This window comes from Borborobacter xinjiangensis, assembly GCF_047739745.1.
GTDB lineage: Bacteria > Pseudomonadota > Alphaproteobacteria > Rhizobiales > Rhizobiaceae > Pseudaminobacter.
In genome coordinates this window covers 194,378-213,835 of the sequence record NZ_JBLLVA010000005.1, presented here as the reverse complement: position 1 = coordinate 213,835, position 19,458 = coordinate 194,378, and the positions used below count along the sequence as shown (strand labels likewise).

Here is a 19,458-nt window from a genome sequence, read left to right as displayed (position 1 = left end):
TGAATCCGACAGCACACGGGGAGGATGCATCCGATGTCTTGACGCCAAACCCCTCATGTGAGCCCCTACGGTAAATTCGTGGAGCAAAGCGACCGTTCGAGGTCTCGCCGCAACGTCTGCTTCCGGTGAAGGCAAAGTTTGCCTGAATGTCCCCGTTCGGGGCGCTTTGCAGTCGTGCGCTTCTCCGTTTGTGAGGGTTTGCTTCGAATCAATCTTCCGCCGTTCATTGGCTTGAACTTCGATCACCATCCTGGTTTCGAACCGATAATTTGCGACATGCTGACGCAAACAACCCAAGGGAAGAGGTAGCGCATTCTCCTCTTCGAATGCTTGCGGATTGCGAAAGACGAATCCAGTCGTGCCCTTGCAATGCAAGGGTTTGGTCCAACCCAACATATCGACGGTCGAATCCTTTCGTCATCCTGTCTGTAACCGGATCAGCGCTTGTTTGACGTCGCTCCTGGTGCCGGCTAGGCCCTCCGTCCTTCAATGAGCGAGAAGGACCACGGGAATGGAAGACAAGCAGGACCGCCAGGCAGCGAAGCCGGCGATGCAGCCAAATGAAAAACGCGCCACCAAGGCCGCCAAAAAGTCGAAGAAGAATGCATCTCCGGCGGGTAAAGGATGGACGCCATCCGACTATGCCAACCTCGGATTAGAACCCGCCAAGCTGAAGACCCTTGAGAACTGCGCATCAGCGATTGCAACGATCGGTCGCCGCACGACCGAACAGACCTTTGCGGTCGGAGAACAATTGCACATCGCAGCCGGCCTGATCGAGGATCGCACGTTCGGCAAGTGGGTATCGTCCGCATGCGAGATCACCCGCCAGCATGCCTCGACCCTGATCAATATCGCGAGAAGGCTGCACAACCACAAGGAACGCCTGGTGGAAGCCCGTGTTGCCCCGACCACGATGGGCGTACTCGCCGCCAACCTGGATTGTGTTGAAACGGTTCTTGCGGCATTCGAAGATGGACGGCGGCTGACAGTCAAGCAGGTCAAGGCAATTGCCGGCGTGGGTGGCGCCACCCCGAAAACGGCTGCTGACCTCGCCAATATGGGTGGCGTTGCCGGGCTTCGGAACTTGGCTCGGGCGAAAGCAACCTTCGGGATTAGCCAATTCGCCGACAGGTTAACTGCGATGATCCACGACATCGAAGAGGCCTTGAAGCCGGCGGACGAGGGGAAGCGGGTATTGAAGGGAGCGCTTGCCAAGAAAATCGAGGTCCCTGCTCGCTTCGCGCGTACCGAGCTTGAGAACATCGCCCTCTTTATCGAGCCGAACGTGCTGAATTCGACCGCGCCGCACGTCATGAAATTCCCCGAAGGCAGTAAATGGCGGCAGCTTGCCGATCTTTTGTGGGACCTGGGCGGGCAGGCCCAGTGGAACCCAGATCTGGTCCCGTGGCTTTCCGGTTATGTGGTCCCGCTTCTCCAATGGGCGATTGGCAAAGGCCAAGATACGACAACGGAAACCGTCATGATCCCATTGGAATCAGGGGTTGGGAGAAAGTCGGGTTTGTAAAATGATTTACCAATCTCGAAGAGTGGCCCGGGCCGCCCCGATTAAGTCGCGAAACGGACAATCGCGGAGATCACACAGGGCTACGCCGACAAGACCGAATATTTCGTCGACCGGCTTTCGCGCGGGCTTGGCCGGATTGCCGCGGCAGCTTGGCCGAAGCCGGTCATTGTACGCATGAGCGACTTCAAGACCAACGAATATGCCGGGTTGATCGGAGGTTCGGAGTTCGAGCCGCAGGAGGCGAACCCGATGATCGGCTTCAGGGGCGCCGCCCGCTACTACTCGCCCCGCTACCGCGAGGGCTTTGCCCTCGAGTGCCAAGCCATCCGCCGGCTACGCGACGAGATGGGCTTTACCAACGTGATCGTCATGATCCCCTTCTGTCGTTCCACGCGCGAAGCCGACCTTGTGCTGAACGAGATGACCGGCGACGGGCTGCGGCGCGGCGAAAACGGCTTGCAGGTCTTCGTCATGTGCGAGATTCCGTCGAACGTTGTTCTGGCGGCGGAGTTCGCGAAACGCTTCGACGGCTTCTCTATAGGTTCCAACGACCTGACGCAGCTCACGCTTGGCGTGGACCGGGACTCCGGCGAGTTGGCCGAACTCTTCGACGAACAGGACGCCGCAGTGAAGTGGATGATCGCAAACGTCATCCGCGAAGCACGCGCGGCCGGGGCCAAGATCGGCCTCTGCGGACAGGCGCCCAGCGATCATCCGGAGTTCGCCGCCTTCCTCGTCGAGTGCGGCATCGATTCCATATCGGTAAGTCCCGACAGTTTCATCGCCGTGAAGCGGCAGGTGGCCGCCGCCGAGGTCGCGCTGCCGCATGAAGAAGGGATGCGAACATGAAAGCTGGCGACATCATGACCGTCGGGGCGGTGACTGTTCGTCCTGATGCGACGATCGAACATGCGGCGCGCATGATGATCGAGCACGGCATAAGTGGCCTTCCGGTTGTCGACGGAGCAGGCAAACTTGTCGGGATCGTCACCGAAGGCGATCTCCTGCACAGGCCCGAGATCGGCACAGAGCGGCGCAGGCCGCGATGGCTCGAAATGTGGACGGCGACCGAGGAGCTGGCTCAGGACTACGCACGCCAGCACGGCCGCAAGATCGAGGACGTCATGACAAACGACGTCGCCAGCATCGGTCCCGATGCCGAGCTCGACGAGGTTGCCGATCTTCTCGAACGCCGCCGCATCAAGCGCCTTCCGGTCGTGCGCGACGGCACAGTTGTCGGCCTAATCAGCCGCGCGAATCTCGTTCTGGCCCTGTCGCGACGCATGGGCGACGTTCCAGCCGAAGTCGTCGACGACCTCGCCATTCGTCGGCACATCCTTGACGAAATCGCGAGCAAGCTCTGGGCGCCGACGGGAACCCTCGACGTGATTGTGCACGGAGGCGTGGTCGAACTCAACGGTACCGTGACGGACGCCCACGTGCGCGATGCGGTACGCGTAGCGGCAGAGAATTCGCCGGGGGTGGTCCGCGTTTGGGACAGGCTGCGCGTTGTCGCGATCCCCATCGGCTATACGCGCGTTTTATCCGATGGTTGGCGGCAAGGCGGAAGACACTTGGCAGCAGACGAAGCCAATGTCGGCATCGACTTGAGAAGTCGTGCCACCACGAACTTAGCGTGACCCCGATTGGATTGCAGGCGCTTCAGCCTGCCGCAGGTGTTTCGCAGTCTAGCGTACTAGACCGGGCGTGTTCTATAAGCCTCTCGCCGCCCCTTCGGCTACGCCAAAATTCGTACCCGTACATTGCGCGTTTGAGGGTCTTGAGGCAGTTGTTCTGGCCTTCGGCCTGTCCGTTTTACTCCAGGGCAGCTCAACGGCGTTGTTGACGGCATGGATGTCCCTGCGCAGGACGCAGGCGAACCGCATGATCGGAATGAGTTCGGAGTCGATCGCATCGTCGATCCACGTATCCATTGGTGCCGATCTCTTGCCGTGAAGGATGCCGTTGAAGCGCATCGCCAGGCGTCGCATCTCTGCGAAAGCATCAGATCCCTTCTTCAGGGCATCGACCTTGTTGCCGATCTCGTCTACGACATCTGCGTCCTAACGGGGGACTTCCGCGCAAAGACCTTTGTGGAGTTCGACGCTGGCGGCAGAAGCAAACGGGCCGATCTGAGGGCGTGCGATGACATGATCGGAAGCAGGTCTGGCGGCCTCCTTGCTGTCGCATTCGACGGTCTTACGGTGTTCACCGCTATGTGGCGCAATCCGATGCCATCCCGGAACGCGGTGTTTTTCCGGGCCAGCTTTGGCCGTTGTGACGGGCGCCTCGTCATGCTGCCTGCTCCCTGGGTGGGGCACGGGATCTCGGCTTCTGGCCGCGTCGAAAGATCTCGATGACGCGCATGGGACCGCCGCAGGCTGGGCATGGCTCGCGTAGCGTGAGCGGTACGATCTCGGCGCTTGGCGGATCATCCTGTTTGGCCGTTTCCGTAGTGAGCACTGTGCGGATTTTTGCGATTGCGGCCTTGCGGCCTGCGCTGGCCAGAAATCCGTAATGGCGGATGCGGTGGAAGCCGTCGGGCAGCACATGGATCAGAAAGCGGCGGATGAACTCGTCAGTGGCCAGCTGCATGACTTTTGACGGTCGCCGTTCTTAATCCGGTAGTCCCTCCAGCGAAAGGTCACCGTCTTGGCATCGGCGCTGATCAGGCGGTTGTTGGAGATGCCTTCGTCGACGCGGATCAACATGCGCTCGCTGTCGATATCCATGACCTTGAGGTGGCAAACCTCTGAAGCCCGCAATCCTGCGCCATAACTGATGCCAAGCGCAGCGCGATACTTCAGACCCGGCCCGGGAACTGCAGCCATAAGCGCGGCGATCTCTTCGACGCTCAAGACAACCGGTAGGTTGCGCGGTTTGCGCTGAAACTGCATATGCCGCTTCATCTCTTCGCGACCGCAGGTGGTGCCGAAGAAAAACCGCAGCGCGATAATCCGGGAATTGAATATCCAGGGTGACACCCCCAGCCCCTAACTGAAAAGTGGGTTTCTAGTTGAGTGTTTGGCTGAACCCCATAAGTCATTGGGGGCTTGTGGGGTTTGTCTTGCTGAAAAAATCTGAAGCGGACGATAATCTGCGCATTCCGAGCTTCTGATGACCTCTGCTGGCAGGCAAGTCCCGGAATGGCCCTGATCGATGTGGTCAAGTCTCCATCAGCGCGCCCGCGATTTCAGCGTTCTCCAAAGCATATGCGCCATAGCCCGGTCGCCAGATGAAACCCTTACTGCGGAGGACATCAAGCGCTTGCTGGATCGCGCCTTGCGCCGGCGCCCGGCCGCCGTTGGCCGATTTCAGCCGGTCGCGTGACGCGGCCGCGAAGGGCGAGAAGGCCTGTCCGTCTGCGGCCAGCATCCGCAGGAGCGCCTGTTGCAGCTTCGTGAGGGACATGATCTCAGCCCGGCGGGCGGCCTCCACTTCCGCCTTCTTGCGCGTGACGATAGCCGCCAAGGCTTCTGCGCCTATCCCTTCGGCCAAAACCAGCGCGCGCAGGCAATCGAGAAGCATCTCGGGTTTTCGCCCGAGGATGTCGAACGCCCTGTCAATCTCGTCGACGCCAATATGCAGATGTTCGGCTAGGTTCCTGTTGATACGGTCTGCAATGGCGATGGAATATTCACGCCCGAGGGGCGGGAAATCCCTGACCTGAGCGCCAAAGAACGGCGATTTCTGATCATAGACGAGTGCCGCGAGCTTGTCGCGATGCGATCCGGTCATGATTAGGTAGAGGTGACGGCCGCTCTGTCCCTGGTTAACCGCGTCCCGCGCCGCCTTCAGGGCGAACATCGCATCCAGCCCGGCTTCCGTCTCAAGCGAATGCTGCGCTTCATCGACGATCAACACGACATCCCGGTCCGTCGAGACAGCCAGAAGCTGCATCGCCTCCGACGGCGTTCCCGAGAAGTCCGACGGCGTCTTGAAGCTGATCGAGAAACCCAGAGCGCCGAGCTTGTCTACCGGAAGCGTTTTCCGGAATCGTTGGATGGGACCGGCATGTTCCACTATGCTGGCCTTGATGCAGTCGGAAATCAGTTTGGCCGGGTCCACGGAACGGTCCGTCCAGAGGTCCACATAAAGGACAGTCTTGCCCCGCTGCCGAAGCAAGGGGGCGAGATCCCGGCGTAGGAAGGTGCTCTTCCGGTCCGGCGCGGTGCTGCAAGGAAAGGCCAGACAGGGAGCCGAAGATCGGATCCGGGACCAGCATGGCCGCGAGATTGGCAGCCAATTCGGGCCGTGAAACAATGAGGTCGCTCATGTGATACCCCCAGTTATCTTGGGTAGGGGTATCAGCGGCCATGTGCCCGTCAACACGGTGCGCAAACTGCTTACCGAGCGGCCCGACATCAAGGGGGTGACGCTACCGGGCATGCCCTTGGGCTCGCCGGGCATGAGCGGGGCCAAGGAAGCACCGTTCGAGATGCTGGAGATCACGAAGTCCGGCACCGTGGGCGGGGTCTATGCGACTTTTGCTCAAAACAGCCCTCGGCACTCCTGGGCGTTTGCCGAGGGTAGGAAAGGAATGAACCATGATGAACGGTCCCAACGGCATGATGGAAGGAATGACTGGCATGATGTGGGGCATGGGCCTGGTCTGGCTGCTCGCGGTGGTCGTACTCGTGCTCGGGGCAGCGGCCCTGGTCAAATATGTCTTCTTCGCCGGTCGCAGATGAAGGCCACCACGCGGATATTCGGTGCAGGCGTGGCGGCCGCCGGCGCTGTCACCCTGGCTGCGGCCTGGCTGTTCGGCACAAGCGCCGGAGGCGAAACCGATCTGGTCACGCAGGGGCGGCTTCTTTATGCCGCGAACTGCGCCTCGTGTCATAGCGCGCGGCTGGAAGGCTAGCCCGACTGGAAGACACCACTTGCCACGGGCGGATGCCCGCCCCGCCGCACGACGTGTCCGGACACACCTGGCATCATCCCGACGGCGTGCTCTTCCGTATCACAAAGGAGGGGCCCGCCGTCGTGGTGGGCAACGGCTACGAAAGCGACATGCCAGGCTTCGCCGCTGTTCTGAGCGACGACGAAATCCGCGCCGTCCTCGCCTTCATCAGGAGCACGTGGCCCGAGCGGGAGCGGCAATACCAGTCAGAAATGAGCCGGCGGGAGAAGGAGAAGACACGATAAACGATCCTGTCCACGCGACACCTCATTGCCGTGGCCAGATAGGAGGTCATCAGGTCCGCGCGCGACCATCCGAGCGTTTTAACGATAGCTGGCAACGGCTTCCGTCGTCCCGGCCCGCTTGACGAGATGACGTGGTAGGATCGGCATCCGCTTCAGCCGCGCCCATACCCGGGGAGCCGCAGGCACGTCGGGCCCTTACGCCGATCGCATCCGGGCGCTCGGCCAGCCGGCGCTAACGTCCCAAGGATGCGCGGTGGCATCCGGCGCTGTCCGGCCATTCCCAGTGGTCACCAGCATTGACGAGAGTCCAGCTGCAGCGAACCGTTTACCTTGCCGTCGGCCGAAATGGGCGGATCTCGTCCACGGTCACGGAAGCGTGGCTGTCCCCCTCTGGCTACCCTGGTTTATGACGCGCAAAATCCGGGCAAAAATAGATGTTGACCTTCCGGACACTGGAACCTCTAGAACTCGACCATACTCCAAAGCGATAGAGGAACAGCTCAAAATGAACGCTCACAGCGGATGGCCTAGACCAGGAACCAACAACGACGTGCGGCAGAGTATCGGCATCGAAGGAATGACCTGCGCCTCTTGCGTGCGCCGCGTTGAACTCGCGATCGGCAAGGTGCCGGGCGTGAAGGCAGCTTCTGTTAATCTCGCAACCGAATCCGCCGACGTGACGTTCGACGGAGTTGTCGATCAAGCTGCGATCATCGCCGCGATCAGCTCCGCCGGATATCACGTCCCGACGGAGGCGGCCGAGGTCGAGATCGAAGGCATGACCTGCGCCTCTTGCGTCAGACGTGTCGAACAGGCGCTTGCTGCGGTTCCGGGCGTGCTCAAGGCCTCGGTCAATCTTGCGACCGAGCGTGCCACCATCGAAGCGATTTCGGGAGCGGTCGCACCTTCTGCCATCGAGGCGGCGATCAGGCAGGCCGGATACGAGCCGCGCCGGGCGGCGGCCTCCGTCGGCGGCTCCGAAGCGAGGCAGGAGGCCAAGGACAAGGAACTGCGTCTGCTCAAGCGGGATGTGTCGGTCGCGGCGATCCTGACGCTGCCGATATTCCTGCTTGAGATGGGTTCGCACGCGATTCCCGCCTTTCATCATTGGCTTCTGATGAACATCGGTCAGCAGCCGCTCTTTCTGGCCTTCTTCGTACTGGCCACCATCGTGCAGTTCGGCCCGGGCATGCGGTTCTACCGGAAGGGCATCCCTGCCCTGTTGCGGCTCGCTCCCGAGATGAACTCGCTTGTCATCCTCGGCTCGACCGCCGCCTGGGGCTACTCCGTCGTCGCGACGTTCGCGCCGTCGGTGCTGCCTGCTGGAACCGCCAACGTCTATTACGAGGCTTCGGCGGTGATCATCACCCTCATTCTCCTCGGCCGCTTTCTCGAAGCAAAGGCAAAGGGCCGCACCAGCGAGGCCATCAAGCGGCTGATCGGGCTGCAGGCAAAAACCGCCCGTGTCGAGCACAATGGCGAGTTCCTCGATGTTTCTCTGGAGGAAGTGCGCGTCGGCGACGTGCTGCAGGTCCGACCCGGCGACAAGGTTCCCGTCGACGGCGAGGTTCTCGGCGGCTCCTCCTATGTCGACCAGTCCATGATTTCGGGTGAGCCTGTTCCCGTCATCAAGAGCGAGGGTTCGCAAGTTGTCGGCGGCACCATCAACAAGACGGGAAGCTTCACCTACCACGCGACCAAGGTGGGCGCGGACACGCTCCTTGCCCAGATCATAAGGATGGTCGAAGCCGCACAGGGCTCGAAGCTGCCGATCCAGGCAATGGTCGACAAGGTCACCGCGTGGTTCGTGCCGGCGGTCATGGCCGCCGCGGCGCTGACTTTCCTGACCTGGCTATTCTTCGGTCCGCAGCCCGCCCTCGCCTTCGCGCTGGTCAACGCGGTCGCCGTTCTCATCATAGCCTGCCCATGCGCCATGGGCCTCGCGACTCCGACCTCGATCATGGTCGGCACCGGCCGCGCCGCCGAACTGGGCGTCCTGTTCCGCAACGGCGAAGCGCTCCAGACGCTCAAGGGCATCGATGTCGTGGCGCTCGACAAGACCGGGACGCTAACCGCCGGACGCCCGGAACTGACCGACCTGGTAGTAGCGGAAGGCTTCGACCGTGATCGGGTGCTGTCGCTGGTGGCCTCCGTCGAGGTGCATTCCGAGCATCCGGTTGCCGCGGCGATGGTTGCCGCCGCGAAGGCGGACGGCCTGCCACTGCACGCGATCGAAGGATTTGACGCGGTGCCCGGCTTCGGCGTGAAGGCGCGCTCCGGCGGACACGAGATCGCCATCGGCGCGGACCGCTACATGGCGCAGCTCGGCATAGAGGTGGAGAGCTTCTCCGAACAAGCCACCGAGTTCGGCCGGAAGGCCAGGACTCCGCTCTATGCCGCGATCGATGGCCGGCTCGCCGCCATGATCGCGGTGTCCGATCCGGTCAAGCCGACGACGCCTCAGGCGATCCGCGCTCTGCACGCGCTCGGGCTGAAGATTGCGATGATCACAGGAGACAACCGCCGGACGGCGGAAGCCATCGCGGCCGAGCTCGGCATCGACGAGGTCGTCGCCGAGGTCCTGCCTGACGGCAAGGTCGACGCGGTCAAGCGCCTGCGCGACGGCGGACGCGTGGTCAGCTTCGTCGGAGACGGCATCAACGACGCCCCCGCGCTCGCCGAAGCAGACGTGGGCCTGGCGATCGGCACCGGGACCGACGTGGCGATCGAGAGCGCCGACGTGGTCCTGATGTCGGGCGATCTCCTGGGTGTCGCGAACGCGATCGCGCTGTCGAAGGCGACGATCCGGAACATCCGGCAGAACCTGTTCTGGGCCTTCGCCTACAACGCCAGCCTGATCCCGGTCGCCGCCGGCGCGCTCTATACCTTCAAAGGCACGCTGTTGTCGCCGATGCTGGCCGCCGGAGCGATGGCGCTGTCGAGCGTCTTCGTGCTCGCAAACGCCCTGCGCCTGAAGCGATTCCAGGCTCCCGTGGGGGCTACCACCCCCACGGCGGCTGCGGCAGCCGCATAGATACCTAAGCTACCCGGGGGCCGCCCCGCTACGGGATCCGCGATCAATGAATGACCTTGCAAGCCTCGGCGGGCTCTTTGGGGCCGCTTTCGTCGCGGCGACTATCCTTCCGGCGCAGTCCGAAGCAGTGCTTGTCGGCTTGCTCGTGGCCGACACGCATTCCACGCTCCTCCTGGTTGCCGTGGCGAGCGTCGGGAACGTCCTCGGGGCAGTAGTGAACTGGGCGCTCGGTCGTGCCGTGGATCGCCTCCGTGACAGGAAATGGTTTCCGGCCGGACCTGTAGCACTCGAACGGGCGAGCCGCTGGTACCGCCGCTGGGGCAGGTGGAGCCTCCTGTTCAGCTGGGCTCCCTTCGTTGGCGACGCACTGACGGTCGCGGCAGGAGTGCTGCGCGAGCCACTCTGGAGCTTTCTCGCCTTGGTTACGGTGGCGAAGACTGTCCGCTACGCAGCCGTGGCTGCCGCGACCGTGGGGATTCTTGGTTGACGCGCGAGGCCGCGGCGACTTGGACACTCGCGCACGCGGCACCGCAATCTCAAGCGGCCAATACGCCAACCCACACACATCGGCACGGGCCCAGTCCGTCCCTTCCCTTGCGACATCCGAATGAAGCCTGTTAAATCGGGCTCGTTTCGGAAACACATCCGGTCTGAGTTCCAAGTGTGTCCGCCTGTCATAAACGATGATCTCGCGACACTGCAGCGCGAGACCTTCGACTACTTCGTTCGGGAAGCGAACCCGGCGAACGGTCTGGTCCGCGACAAGACCGAGGAGAACTGGCCCGCAAGCATCGCGGCTACGGGACTTGGCCTGGCATGCTATCCGGTGGGCGTGAAGAACGGCTACATGAGCCGCAGCGCTGCTGCTGAGCGCACGCTCGCCACGCTCCGTTTCTTCCGGGACAGCCCACACGGGCCGGAGCCTGACGCGACCGGCCACCGAGGTTTCTATTATCACTTCCTGGACATGCAGACTGGCCGGCGCGCTTGGGGTTGCGAACTGTCCACGATCGACAGCACGTTGCTTCTGGCCGGCGCGTTGGCTGCGGCAGCGTTCTTCAACGAAGATCCGGCTACGGAAGCCGAAATACGGACCCTGGCAGTCGAGCTCTATCGCCGGGCGGACTGGCTCTGGTCACTGAACGGAGGAGAAACCGTTACCCACGGCTGGACCCCGGAGGGTGGCTTCCTGAAACACCGCTGGGAAGGATACGACGAGGCCCTGCTTCTATATGTTCTAGGGCTCGGCTCGCCGACCCATGCCCTGCCCAGAAGCAGCTACGAAGCCTGGACCGATACGTTCCGGTGGGAGCGCTTCTACGGCCATGAATACCTCTATGCGGGCCCACTGTTCATCCACCAGCTCTCTCACGTGTGGATCGATCTTCGAGGCCTGCAGGATTCATTCATGCGCAGCAAAGGAATCGACTACTTCGAAAACAGCCGACGGGCCACTCTCGTCCAGCAGCGGTATGCGATCGAGAACCCATGCCGTTTCGACGGCTACGGCGAACATTGCTGGGGCATCACAGCGAGCGAGGGCCCTGGCCCCTCCACGCTTAAGCTGAACGGGACCGAGCGCCGCTTCGAAGACTATGTCGCGCGCGGCGTGCCCCATGGCCCAGACGACGGCACGCTCGCCCCCTGGGCGGTTGCAGCTTCCCTGCCGTTCGCTCCAGAAATCGTTCTACCCTCAATTGCCTTCTGCATTCATCAGGCAAAGCTCAAGGCTGCCAACGCCTACGGGTTCAAGGCCGCGTTCAATCCCACTCATCCCGGATCACCCGACGACGCCTTCGGTTGGTGGGTTTCACCATGGCACTTCGGGCTAAACGAAGGCCCCGTCGTCCTCATGATCGAAAATGTAAGAAGCGGTCTATTGTGGGAGTTGATGCGGTCCTGCCCGTACGTTCTGAAAGGTCTCCGACGTGCCGGATTCAAGGGAGGCTGGCTGGCTGACGCACCAGCCTGATCCTGTCGCAGCGGGCACTTCGTCCGACAGGGGACCTAACTGCTGCCTTGCCGGGGCTACAGTAACCATGCCGCTTCGCTCGAAGCAGCGGAAGAATTCTGCCGTCCAACCTGGACGACATGAAAGCGACTATCAAACCTATAACCGGAAAGTCGGTTATGGCTCCGGCGCTCACGGTTTGGCCCGTGCGATGTCCGTCACCGCACCGGAGCGTCGAACACGCGCTTCACGGCAGCCGCTGGCGATCGCACCATGGATCAGCAGCCACTGGGTTCTCCGTCGGCGGTAGCGAGCGCCGCGCGTTCGACGATAACGACTCCGAGGGCGGTCAGAATGAGGCCGACGAGGGTCATCGGGCCGATATGCTCGCCAAAGAAAGTGGCGCCGAGAATGAGGGCGAAAACGGGGGAAAGGAAAGTGAATGCGTTGACCCTCCCCAGGGGGGCGCGGCCAAGGAGCCAAAACCAAAGCCAGTATGCCAATGCCGTGCCAGGAAGGGCGAGCGCAAGTAGCGCGACGACGAATTCAGGGGTCCACTCTATCCGCGTGGGTTCCTCGAATATCAGCGCCAGGGCGACCAGCGGAATGGATCCCAGCAGCAACTGCGCGGACATAGCGACAAGCGGATCAACGTAGCGGCCCAGGCTCTTCATCAGAACATTGCTTATGGCGATTCCTGCCACCGAAAGAAGAATGTAAGCAAGGCCGGTGGAGAATGCCGCCTGATCGCCACCTCCGATTTGCGGAAGGCTCGTCGCGGCGATACCAAGGAAGCCCAGGCACAATCCCGCATATTGCAGCCCTCGAAGACGCTCGGACAGAAAGAAGAACGCGAGGACCGCGGTGATCAGGGGCTGACTGTTGGCGATGACCGTCGCAAGACCGGGTGCGACGAACTCTGCGGCGTGAAACATGCCGAAATACGCAAACGAGGTTGCGCCAAGGCCGATGGATGCCAAGGCAAGCCAGGAACGAAGATCCGTCGGGAGCGGACGCCGCAAGGCAATAGCGATCATGGCCAGGAACAGGCCGGCCACGATCGCGCGCAAGGCGGCGAAGGTTAGGTGAGGCGAGTATGTCAATCCCAAAGCAATGAACGGATAGCACATTGAATTGAGCAGGGCGACAAGCACCAGAATGGGGGTAAGGCGTAGCACGGGTTGACCGACCTAGTACCCAACGCCGTGGACAAGATCTTATTCTCGGCTTCGGCCGACAAGGACTTCCAGCCTGGCGGATGGGCGGGGCATCTTCAGGTTTCTAATTCATGCACCGCTGAGATGATCTTCGAAACCAGCGCCGGCGACGATCTCGACGATCGAGCGAATGACATCGCGCTCAGCTGGTGACCGCACAGTGCCGGTGACGCTCACTATTCCGTCCTTCACAGCGACAGTTGGCTGCGCCGATAAGACAGACGCGGCATCCTTCAGACGTGCGACAATGGCACGCCGCAGCGCCTCGTCACCCCGAATCTGCGCACGGGGCCTGGGTGTCGAAATGACCTTCAGGAGATCCGCGCGGCTGACAATGCCGGTCAGGCACCCGTTCCGCATGACCGGAAGGCGCTTGATGCCACGTCGGTTCATCAGCATAGCGATTTCGCGCACGGACACGTCCTCGTCCACGGTGACGACATCCCTGGTCATGACATCGCCGACCTTCCAGCTACGGCTCTTCACGTAGAGTCTGGCAGGTGAATCGGCATCGTGGGAGGAATCTTCGGGGAAGGCATCTTCGGTTCCAAGTTCTGTTCGGCGAAGGAGATCGCCCTCCGTCACTATGCCAGCAAGCGTGCCGTCATCAGTGAGCACCGGAATCCCGCTTACATGCTCGGCCAACATGATCCGGGCCAAGTGCCACACGCTATGCTCCGGACACACCGTGGTCGGCGCTGGTGTCATCATATCCCTCGCGATCATGGGTCATGTCCTTTCCGTGGCAGGAACTCCGCATGATGCTGTGGCTTTGTCGCAGGGCGGCATCGCGTGTTCGAGGATGTCACTCAACTCGCCAGCGGAATCTTTTTCTGAAGTAGTGAACACCGGCGCAAAGCCGCCTCCCGGAGTACGGGCATTGGTGGTCTGGCCCTGGTAAAGACGTGCAGTCACGAACTGCACCTCTCCGCCGTAGACGTAGTTCCGCACGTCGAACTTGAGCGGCGTCGGGGACTCAGGCGCTCCGATCATCCTCTCGCCGGGAGTAACAAGTTCCTGGGCAACGTAGTCCCCCGAGAGGATTTCCTCCCACACTCGTCTGGTCAGCTTGTCTCCCCGATAGGCAGCCCTGCTTCCGAACCCGGACGCAGGCTTGAAGAACAGCTTACGCCGCCTGGACCACAGCGAATCAGCCTTGGATGCTTCGACCGTTTCGGTGCTAGGGACACCAGCCACGAGTGCCGTTGAAACGTCGTCTGGAATCCCGAGCGCGCTCAACCGGGCATGGTCGCTGAGCACCGCCAGATTTCTCTTGTTGGCATACAGGGCATGTGCCCTCGGGTGCGGTGTCAGCACGACCGAACCTTCCAGGTACGCCTTGCGTATGGCGTGGTGCGCCGGCCGCTCAAGCATGAAATCCGTCAGTCGGTTGTAGAGCAGATCGACCGGACCCCGTTCGTGCCGGAGCATGCCGTCGCTCACCCACAGCGCCGACGGGTCGGCGATGACCGCGTCGATGCCGTTCCGCACGAACAGCTGCTGGAAGAGCAGAAACTCGGGGTAGAGGTACTGACCCTCCGGCTGCTCGTCGACGATGGCGATGCGGCGGAGCGGCAGTTCGCCACGTTCGAGACGCCATTCGGCGAGGAACATGTCCATGAACCGATGCTCCAGCGCGTCGAGGGCGGCTGCACCGGGCATCATCGGCTCGACGGCCTCGCAACAGGCGCGCTGAGCCCGCGCCAGCAGGAGGTTGAGGAGAGCGCCCCCTGCGTTCGTGTTGATCTCGATGAGCTTCGGCTCCTCGGACGACAGATGGAAGTCGAAGCTCATGAAGACGCCTCTCGCCCGCGGCTCGAACTGCGCGACAGCGGGCGCATCTTCGAGCACGAGGTCGCGATAGGCGCGCGAGGATATAACCGCCTCCGCGGCCCGGACGATCTCTGCCATCCTGTCCAAGTGCTGCCGCGCAACGAACACCGGAAGCGCGGCGAACATGTTCGCATGCTCGTCTCCCATGGCGGAAAGCGCCGTGTGTGTTTCAGCACTCGTCTGGAACTCCCTGGCGAGCTCGTCCCGGTCCACGCTGATGCAGAAGCAACTGCTGTTCAGCGAATGGGGGACGGCTCCTAGGTCCCAAATGCCTGGAGCCGGAGTTTCACTATGATCGACCATCGTCTCCTCCATGTTGGACTGCCAAAGGCGGCTCCCGGGGCGTGAACATACTCCCATGGCAGAGTTGATGAACATGGAAGCGTAGTCCAGAACAGATTGCGCATGCCCGAACCATGTCCCGCACGTCGCCGACGACACGACAAGTGGGTCAGTGCCACTCGCAATTCCGCCGACATCCACCGTGTGGGTCTGCAACTCAGGCCCTTTGTACATTGCTCCGCTATTATGCCGGATTGCCTTCACTTCACTTGTCTCGAACTGGCGCCCCTTGCGACATTGCAGACGACACCTGTTCTGCGACGGCTCTCTCCTCCTCTGTCGGGATCACCAAAACGTCGACCACAGAGCCATGGGCGCTGATACGCTCGTTGCCTTGTCGGTTACGCTCGGCATCAAGTGTCACGCCGAGCCAGGCCGCGGCCTCGCAAATCTTGTCGCGGATCAAGGGGGAATTTTCACCGATCCCGGCGGTGAACACCAATGTGTCTAATCCACCCAGCGCGGCGGCCAACGATCCGATCTCGCGACCGGCACGGTAGACAAAAAGATCGATCGCCTCTTTCGATTGCGGGTCGTCAGACTCAACCAAGGTCTGCATATCATCGCTGATGCCAGAAACACCGAGCAGGCCCGACCGATCATAGAGAAGTCGCGAGATCTCATGGACATGCATCTTACGGTTCTGCAAGAGATAGAGGATGACCCCAGGGTCGATCGAGCCGGAACGCGTGCCCATCACCAACCCGTCGAGCGGCGAAAACCCCATTGTGGTTGCGACGCTCTTTCCTTCATGCATCGCGCAGAGGCTGGCTCCGCTGCCGAGATGGGCGACGATGGCACGCCCGCCGGCAGCCGACCCATAACGCTCGCGCAGCCGCGACGCGATATGACCGTAGGATATGCCATGGAAGCCGAAGGACATGATGCCTGAATCCGTCAGCGCGCGCGGGAGTGCGTAAAGCATCGCCAGCCTCGGCCGTTCGGCGTGAAAGGCGGTATCGAAGCAACCGATCTGCACGGCCTTGGGCAGGAAGCGGACAGCAAGTTCGACGATTTCGAGATTGTGTGGCTGGTGAAGCGGAGCTACGGGGGTAAACGCTCGCAGTGCCTCGAGCGTTGGCGGATCGAGGATGGTCGCGGCAGTGAAATCGCGTCCTCCATGAACGATTCGGTGGCCGACTGCGCTGACAGATTGAAGCAGCCCCTTCCCCTCGACTTCGGCAAAGACGAACTCCAGTGCTTCTTCGGTGCTGATCGGACCGTCTGCCAGATCCGCGTGCTGTGCCTGGCTGCCTTCCGGACCGAAGACGCTCATCTGCGGCTTGCCATTTAGTGACGTCAGGCTGCCTCGCATCAGGACAGGCAACTGCGTGCACAGCTCGAACAGGCCGAACTTGAGGCTCGACGAGCCAGCGTTCAGCACGAGAATTGTGTCGGCGATCATCGTGTCATCAAACCAGCGCGTTCCACTTCCAATCGCGGATTTCCGACAAATCCTGCCCATGAGCCCGAACGTAACCGTAATGATCAAGCAGCTTGGTTTCCATCAGCTGTTTCAGCCGGATGCCGGTTGATTCCACCTTTGGCGTGCGCTCAATCACGCTCTGCACCAAGTGGTATCGGTCCAGCCCGTTCAACACGGTCATGTCGAAGGGCGTGGTCGTCGTGCCTTCTTCGTTGAAGCCCCGGACGTGGAAGTTGGCGTGGTTCCTCCTTCGGTATGTCAGCCTGTGGATCGTCCACGGGTAGCCGTGATAGGCGAAAATGACGGGCTTGTCGGCCGTGAACAGCCCGTCGAAGTCGCGGTCGGACAGGCCATGCGGATGGACCTCCCGTGGCTGCAGGGTCATCAGGTCGATCACGTTGACGACCCTTACATTGAGATCCGGCATGTGCTCCCTCAGGATCTGCACAGCAGCGAGGGTCTCTACCGTGGGGACATCTCCGGCGCATGCCATCACCACGTCCGGGTCGCTCGGTCCCTTGCTGGAAGCCCAGTCCCAGATGCCGATCCCAACCTCGCAGTGCGCCCTCGCCTGGTCCATGGACAACCACTGCCAGGAGGGTGCCTTTCCGGCCACGATGATGTTGATGCGGTTCCAGGTCCTGAGGACATGGTCTGTGACGCACAGCAGCGTGTTCGCGTCCGGCGGGAAGTATACGCGCACGATGTCGGCCTTCTTGTTTAGGGCGACATCGACGAATCCGGGATCCTGGTGGCTGAAACCGTTGTGGTCCTGCTGCCACACATGGCTCGTCAGCAGGTAGTTGAGAGACGAGACGGGACGCCGCCATGGGATGTCGCGGCTCGCGTCCAGCCATTTTGCATGCTGGTTGAACATTGAATCCACGATGTGGATGAAGGCCTCGTAGCAGGAGAACAGGCCGTGCCGTCCGGTGAGCAGATATCCTTCGAGCCAGCCCTGGCAGGTATGTTCAGAAAGGATTTCCAACACCCGGCCATCGGGACCAAGATCCGTGTCTTCCGGAAGGACCTGCTCCATCCAGGCGCGCCCCGCCACCTCGAAGACGTCCTGGAGCCTGTTAGATGCTGTCTCGTCGGGGCCGACGAGACGGAAGTTGCGGTGGGCTTCGTTCAAACGCATCACTTCGCGAAGGAAGCCGCCCATCACCCTCGTGGCTTCGGCCTTCCTCTCGCCGGGGCGGCTGACCTGGACAGCATGCGGAGCGAGCCCGGGCATGTCCAGGCTCTTGCGGAGCATTCCGCCGTTCGCATGGGGATTGGCGCTCATGCGCCGGGACCCGGCTGGCGTTGCGGAGAGGACCTCCGGGACGGGGCTGCCGTCCTCGCCGAACAGTTCTTCGGGGCGATAGCTCCGAAGCCAATCCGCGAGCATCCTGAGGTGCTCCGCGTTCCCGGCGAGACCCGAGAGCGGCACTTGATGAGAACGCCAGAAACCTTCGGTCTTCAGGCCATCGACCTCTTTCGGCCCGGTCCAGCCTTTCGGGCTCCGCAGGACGATCATCGGCCATCGGGGGCGTTTTTTCCCTCCACTCCCTGTACGGGCGTCTTCTTGGAGCTCTCGGATTTTCCCGAAAGCCTCCTCCAGCACCGATGCCATCCGCTCGTGCATCTCCGACGGGTCATCCCCTTCCACGAACAGCGGTTCGTGCCCGTAGCCGATCAAGAGCGAGCGCAGTTCCTCCGGCGGGATGCGGTCGAGCACGGTGGGATTGGCGATCTTGTACCCGTTGAGGTGAAGGATGGGCAGCACGGCACCGTCATGCGCGGGGTTCAGGAACTTGTTCGAGTGCCAGGCCGCGGCAAGCGGCCCGGTCTCTGCCTCGCCGTCGCCGATCACGCAGGCGACGATCAGGTCAGGATTATCGAAGGCGGCACCGTAGGCGTGCGACAGGGAATACCCGAGTTCACCACCCTCGTTGATCGACCCCGGAACCTCGGGCGCGGCATGGCTGGGAATGCCTCCTGGAAACGAAAACTGGCGGAAGAGCTTCCGCAAGCCTGCCTCGTCCCGGGAAATGTCGGGAATGAGCTCGCTGTAGGTACCCTCGAGGTAGGTGTTGGCGACCATCGCGGGGCCGCCATGCCCCGGTCCGCAGACATAGATCATGTTCGCGTCGCGCAGCCGGATAAGCCTGTTCAGATGGGCGTAGACGAAGTTGAGTCCCGGCGAGGTCCCCCAATGACCCAGGAGCCGGGGTTTGATATGTTCCAGCCTCAGAGGATCGCGCAGGAGCGGGTTGTCGAGGAGGTAGATCTGCCCGACTGTAAGATAGTTGGCGGCTCGCCAGTAGGCGTGGATCGCCATAAGCTCTTCGGCTGAAAGCGTCCCTTGAACCGTCTGCTGCTTGCCGGTCATTGTTGTTCTCCTCGTGATTGTCGGCCGGGCGCTTGCGTCCGGCATCGATGGTCGCTTTTGCGAAAATGCCGCGCGGCGTCGCCCGCCATGCGCCGGGTGCACCATCTGGCGTAGATGCCGCCCAGTAGCCAGCCGAGCATGCGCGTTCCGAAGCCTTGCGGCAGGTCGTAGCCGATGAACACGGTCAGCAGCGACGACCCGGATCGGGGAGCTATCCTCAATCCCATCCTGTAGCGCCCGATCACCCAGAGCCTCGGCTCGCCGATCGTCGTCCAGGTCTTCAGGAATGGCGGTTTGCGTTCAGTGATGATCTCGTCGACAGCCAACGGCATTCTCACGAAGCTTCCCGTGAAACCGAACGTCGAGCCGACCGATTGGGTTCCGCTCGCGTCCATGTGGACTTCCATCTTGGCCCCCATCATGGCCCAGGATGGCTGATCCATGTGTGCGGATAGCTTCCCATGGTTGTCCAGGTACCCGAACAACGCCTCGGCCGGAGCGTCGACGGGAACCGTGGCCTCGGCGGAATACGCTAACTGCGGCATCGTCCTGCTCCGTCTTTTACCCCCTACTTCCCGCTTCGTAGTACATGACGGCAGGTT

General features: G+C 61.8%; 15 protein-coding genes and 5 pseudogenes. 10 read left to right on the top strand and 10 right to left on the bottom strand.

Annotated elements, in window-relative coordinates:
- The first annotated feature begins 511 nt into the window (after positions 1-511).
- The 3 genes and pseudogenes from ACLKMW_RS08985 (at position 512) to ACLKMW_RS08975 (ending at position 3,168) form a co-directional block, all read left to right on the top strand.
- A complete protein-coding gene (locus ACLKMW_RS08985) occupies positions 512-1,528 on the top strand; it encodes a hypothetical protein (protein ID WP_415724099.1) in 1,017 nt (338 codons plus the stop codon).
- A gap of 48 nt (positions 1,529-1,576) precedes the next feature.
- A pseudogene (locus ACLKMW_RS08980) lies at positions 1,577-2,377 on the top strand (putative PEP-binding protein); the annotation flags it as partial.
- Entirely contained in the window at positions 2,374-3,168 is a 795-nt protein-coding gene (locus ACLKMW_RS08975) for a CBS domain-containing protein (protein ID WP_415724098.1), read from the top strand. The pseudogene ACLKMW_RS08980 and the gene ACLKMW_RS08975, both read left to right, overlap by 4 nt.
- Positions 3,169-3,190: 22 nt before the next feature.
- On the opposite strand, the pseudogene ACLKMW_RS08970 reads toward ACLKMW_RS08975, so the two are convergent.
- From ACLKMW_RS08970 to ACLKMW_RS08955, 4 genes and pseudogenes are all read right to left on the bottom strand, one after another.
- Positions 3,191-3,567, bottom strand: a pseudogene (locus ACLKMW_RS08970) (transposase); the annotation flags it as partial.
- Between the two features lie 253 nt (positions 3,568-3,820).
- Positions 3,821-4,215: pseudogene (locus tag ACLKMW_RS08965) on the bottom strand (transposase); the annotation flags it as partial.
- A gap of 54 nt (positions 4,216-4,269) precedes the next feature.
- Positions 4,270-4,359, bottom strand: a pseudogene (locus ACLKMW_RS26560) (tyrosine-type recombinase/integrase); the annotation flags it as partial.
- Positions 4,360-4,693: 334 nt separating this feature from the next.
- The gene (locus ACLKMW_RS08955; RefSeq protein ID WP_415724095.1) at positions 4,694-5,596 is read right to left on the bottom strand and encodes a hypothetical protein; all 903 of its coding nucleotides are present in this window, start codon (positions 5,594-5,596) and stop codon (positions 4,694-4,696) included.
- Positions 5,597-5,804: 208 nt separating this feature from the next.
- On the opposite strand from ACLKMW_RS08955, the pseudogene ACLKMW_RS08950 reads away from it, so the two are divergent.
- The 7 genes and pseudogenes from ACLKMW_RS08950 to ACLKMW_RS08920 all read left to right on the top strand — a co-directional run.
- Positions 5,805-5,927: pseudogene (locus ACLKMW_RS08950) on the top strand (DUF411 domain-containing protein); the annotation flags it as partial.
- A gap of 148 nt (positions 5,928-6,075) precedes the next feature.
- Positions 6,076-6,219, top strand: a complete 144-nt coding sequence (locus tag ACLKMW_RS08945) for a hypothetical protein (RefSeq protein WP_165899998.1) — start codon at positions 6,076-6,078, stop codon at positions 6,217-6,219.
- On the top strand, positions 6,216-6,392 hold the full coding sequence (locus tag ACLKMW_RS08940) for a c-type cytochrome (protein ID WP_415724112.1): 177 nt from the start codon (positions 6,216-6,218) through the stop codon (positions 6,390-6,392). The genes ACLKMW_RS08945 and ACLKMW_RS08940 overlap by 4 nt, the downstream gene beginning before the upstream one ends.
- A gap of 32 nt (positions 6,393-6,424) precedes the next feature.
- Positions 6,425-6,676: a c-type cytochrome gene (locus ACLKMW_RS08935; RefSeq protein WP_415724094.1), complete on the top strand. Its 252-nt coding sequence runs from the start codon at positions 6,425-6,427 to the stop codon at positions 6,674-6,676.
- Between the two features lie 550 nt (positions 6,677-7,226).
- On the top strand, positions 7,227-9,710 hold the full coding sequence (locus ACLKMW_RS08930) for a heavy metal translocating P-type ATPase (RefSeq protein WP_415724093.1): 2,484 nt from the start codon (positions 7,227-7,229) through the stop codon (positions 9,708-9,710).
- Positions 9,711-9,756: 46 nt separating this feature from the next.
- Entirely contained in the window at positions 9,757-10,197 is a 441-nt protein-coding gene (locus ACLKMW_RS08925; RefSeq protein ID WP_415724092.1) for a YqaA family protein, read from the top strand.
- Between the two features lie 174 nt (positions 10,198-10,371).
- Positions 10,372-11,682: a glucoamylase family protein gene (locus ACLKMW_RS08920; RefSeq protein WP_415724091.1), complete on the top strand. Its 1,311-nt coding sequence runs from the start codon at positions 10,372-10,374 to the stop codon at positions 11,680-11,682.
- Positions 11,683-11,939: 257 nt separating this feature from the next.
- Here ACLKMW_RS08920 and ACLKMW_RS08915 read toward each other — a convergent pair whose 3' ends face one another.
- From ACLKMW_RS08915 to ACLKMW_RS08890, 6 genes are all read right to left on the bottom strand, one after another.
- Entirely contained in the window at positions 11,940-12,815 is an 876-nt protein-coding gene (locus ACLKMW_RS08915) for a DMT family transporter (protein ID WP_415724090.1), read from the bottom strand.
- Between the two features lie 132 nt (positions 12,816-12,947).
- Positions 12,948-13,604: a CBS domain-containing protein gene (locus ACLKMW_RS08910; RefSeq protein WP_415724089.1), complete on the bottom strand. Its 657-nt coding sequence runs from the start codon at positions 13,602-13,604 to the stop codon at positions 12,948-12,950.
- 3 nt (positions 13,605-13,607) lie between these two features.
- On the bottom strand, positions 13,608-15,014 hold the full coding sequence (locus ACLKMW_RS08905; protein ID WP_415724088.1) for a hypothetical protein: 1,407 nt from the start codon (positions 15,012-15,014) through the stop codon (positions 13,608-13,610).
- Positions 15,015-15,258: 244 nt separating this feature from the next.
- On the bottom strand, positions 15,259-16,458 hold the full coding sequence (locus ACLKMW_RS08900; protein WP_415724087.1) for an acetate/propionate family kinase: 1,200 nt from the start codon (positions 16,456-16,458) through the stop codon (positions 15,259-15,261).
- Positions 16,459-16,465: 7 nt separating this feature from the next.
- A complete protein-coding gene (locus ACLKMW_RS08895) occupies positions 16,466-18,856 on the bottom strand; it encodes a phosphoketolase family protein (RefSeq protein WP_415724086.1) in 2,391 nt (796 codons plus the stop codon).
- Positions 18,853-19,401 (bottom strand): SRPBCC family protein, encoded by a 549-nt coding sequence (locus ACLKMW_RS08890; RefSeq protein ID WP_415724085.1) that lies wholly within the window; start codon positions 19,399-19,401, stop codon positions 18,853-18,855. The genes ACLKMW_RS08895 and ACLKMW_RS08890 overlap by 4 nt, the downstream gene beginning before the upstream one ends.
- Positions 19,402-19,458: the final 57 nt, after the last annotated feature.

Excerpts from the sequence above, each read along its gene's own strand:
- ACLKMW_RS08985 (WP_415724099.1), top strand. The coding sequence starts at position 512 with ATGGAAGACAAGCAGGACCGCCAGGCAGCGAAGCCGGCGATGCAGCCA.
- ACLKMW_RS08975 (WP_415724098.1), top strand. The coding sequence starts at position 2,374 with ATGAAAGCTGGCGACATCATGACCGTCGGGGCGGTGACTGTTCGTCCT.
- ACLKMW_RS08945 (WP_165899998.1), top strand. The coding sequence starts at position 6,076 with ATGATGAACGGTCCCAACGGCATGATGGAAGGAATGACTGGCATGATG.
- ACLKMW_RS08940 (WP_415724112.1), top strand. The coding sequence starts at position 6,216 with ATGAAGGCCACCACGCGGATATTCGGTGCAGGCGTGGCGGCCGCCGGC.
- ACLKMW_RS08935 (WP_415724094.1), top strand. The coding sequence starts at position 6,425 with ATGCCCGCCCCGCCGCACGACGTGTCCGGACACACCTGGCATCATCCC.
- ACLKMW_RS08925 (WP_415724092.1), top strand. The coding sequence starts at position 9,757 with ATGAATGACCTTGCAAGCCTCGGCGGGCTCTTTGGGGCCGCTTTCGTC.
- ACLKMW_RS08910 (WP_415724089.1), bottom strand. The coding sequence starts at position 13,604 with ATGATCGCGAGGGATATGATGACACCAGCGCCGACCACGGTGTGTCCG.
- ACLKMW_RS08905 (WP_415724088.1), bottom strand. The coding sequence starts at position 15,014 with ATGGTCGATCATAGTGAAACTCCGGCTCCAGGCATTTGGGACCTAGGA.
- ACLKMW_RS08900 (WP_415724087.1), bottom strand. The coding sequence starts at position 16,458 with ATGATCGCCGACACAATTCTCGTGCTGAACGCTGGCTCGTCGAGCCTC.
- ACLKMW_RS08895 (WP_415724086.1), bottom strand. The coding sequence starts at position 18,856 with ATGACCGGCAAGCAGCAGACGGTTCAAGGGACGCTTTCAGCCGAAGAG.
- ACLKMW_RS08890 (WP_415724085.1), bottom strand. The coding sequence starts at position 19,401 with ATGCCGCAGTTAGCGTATTCCGCCGAGGCCACGGTTCCCGTCGACGCT.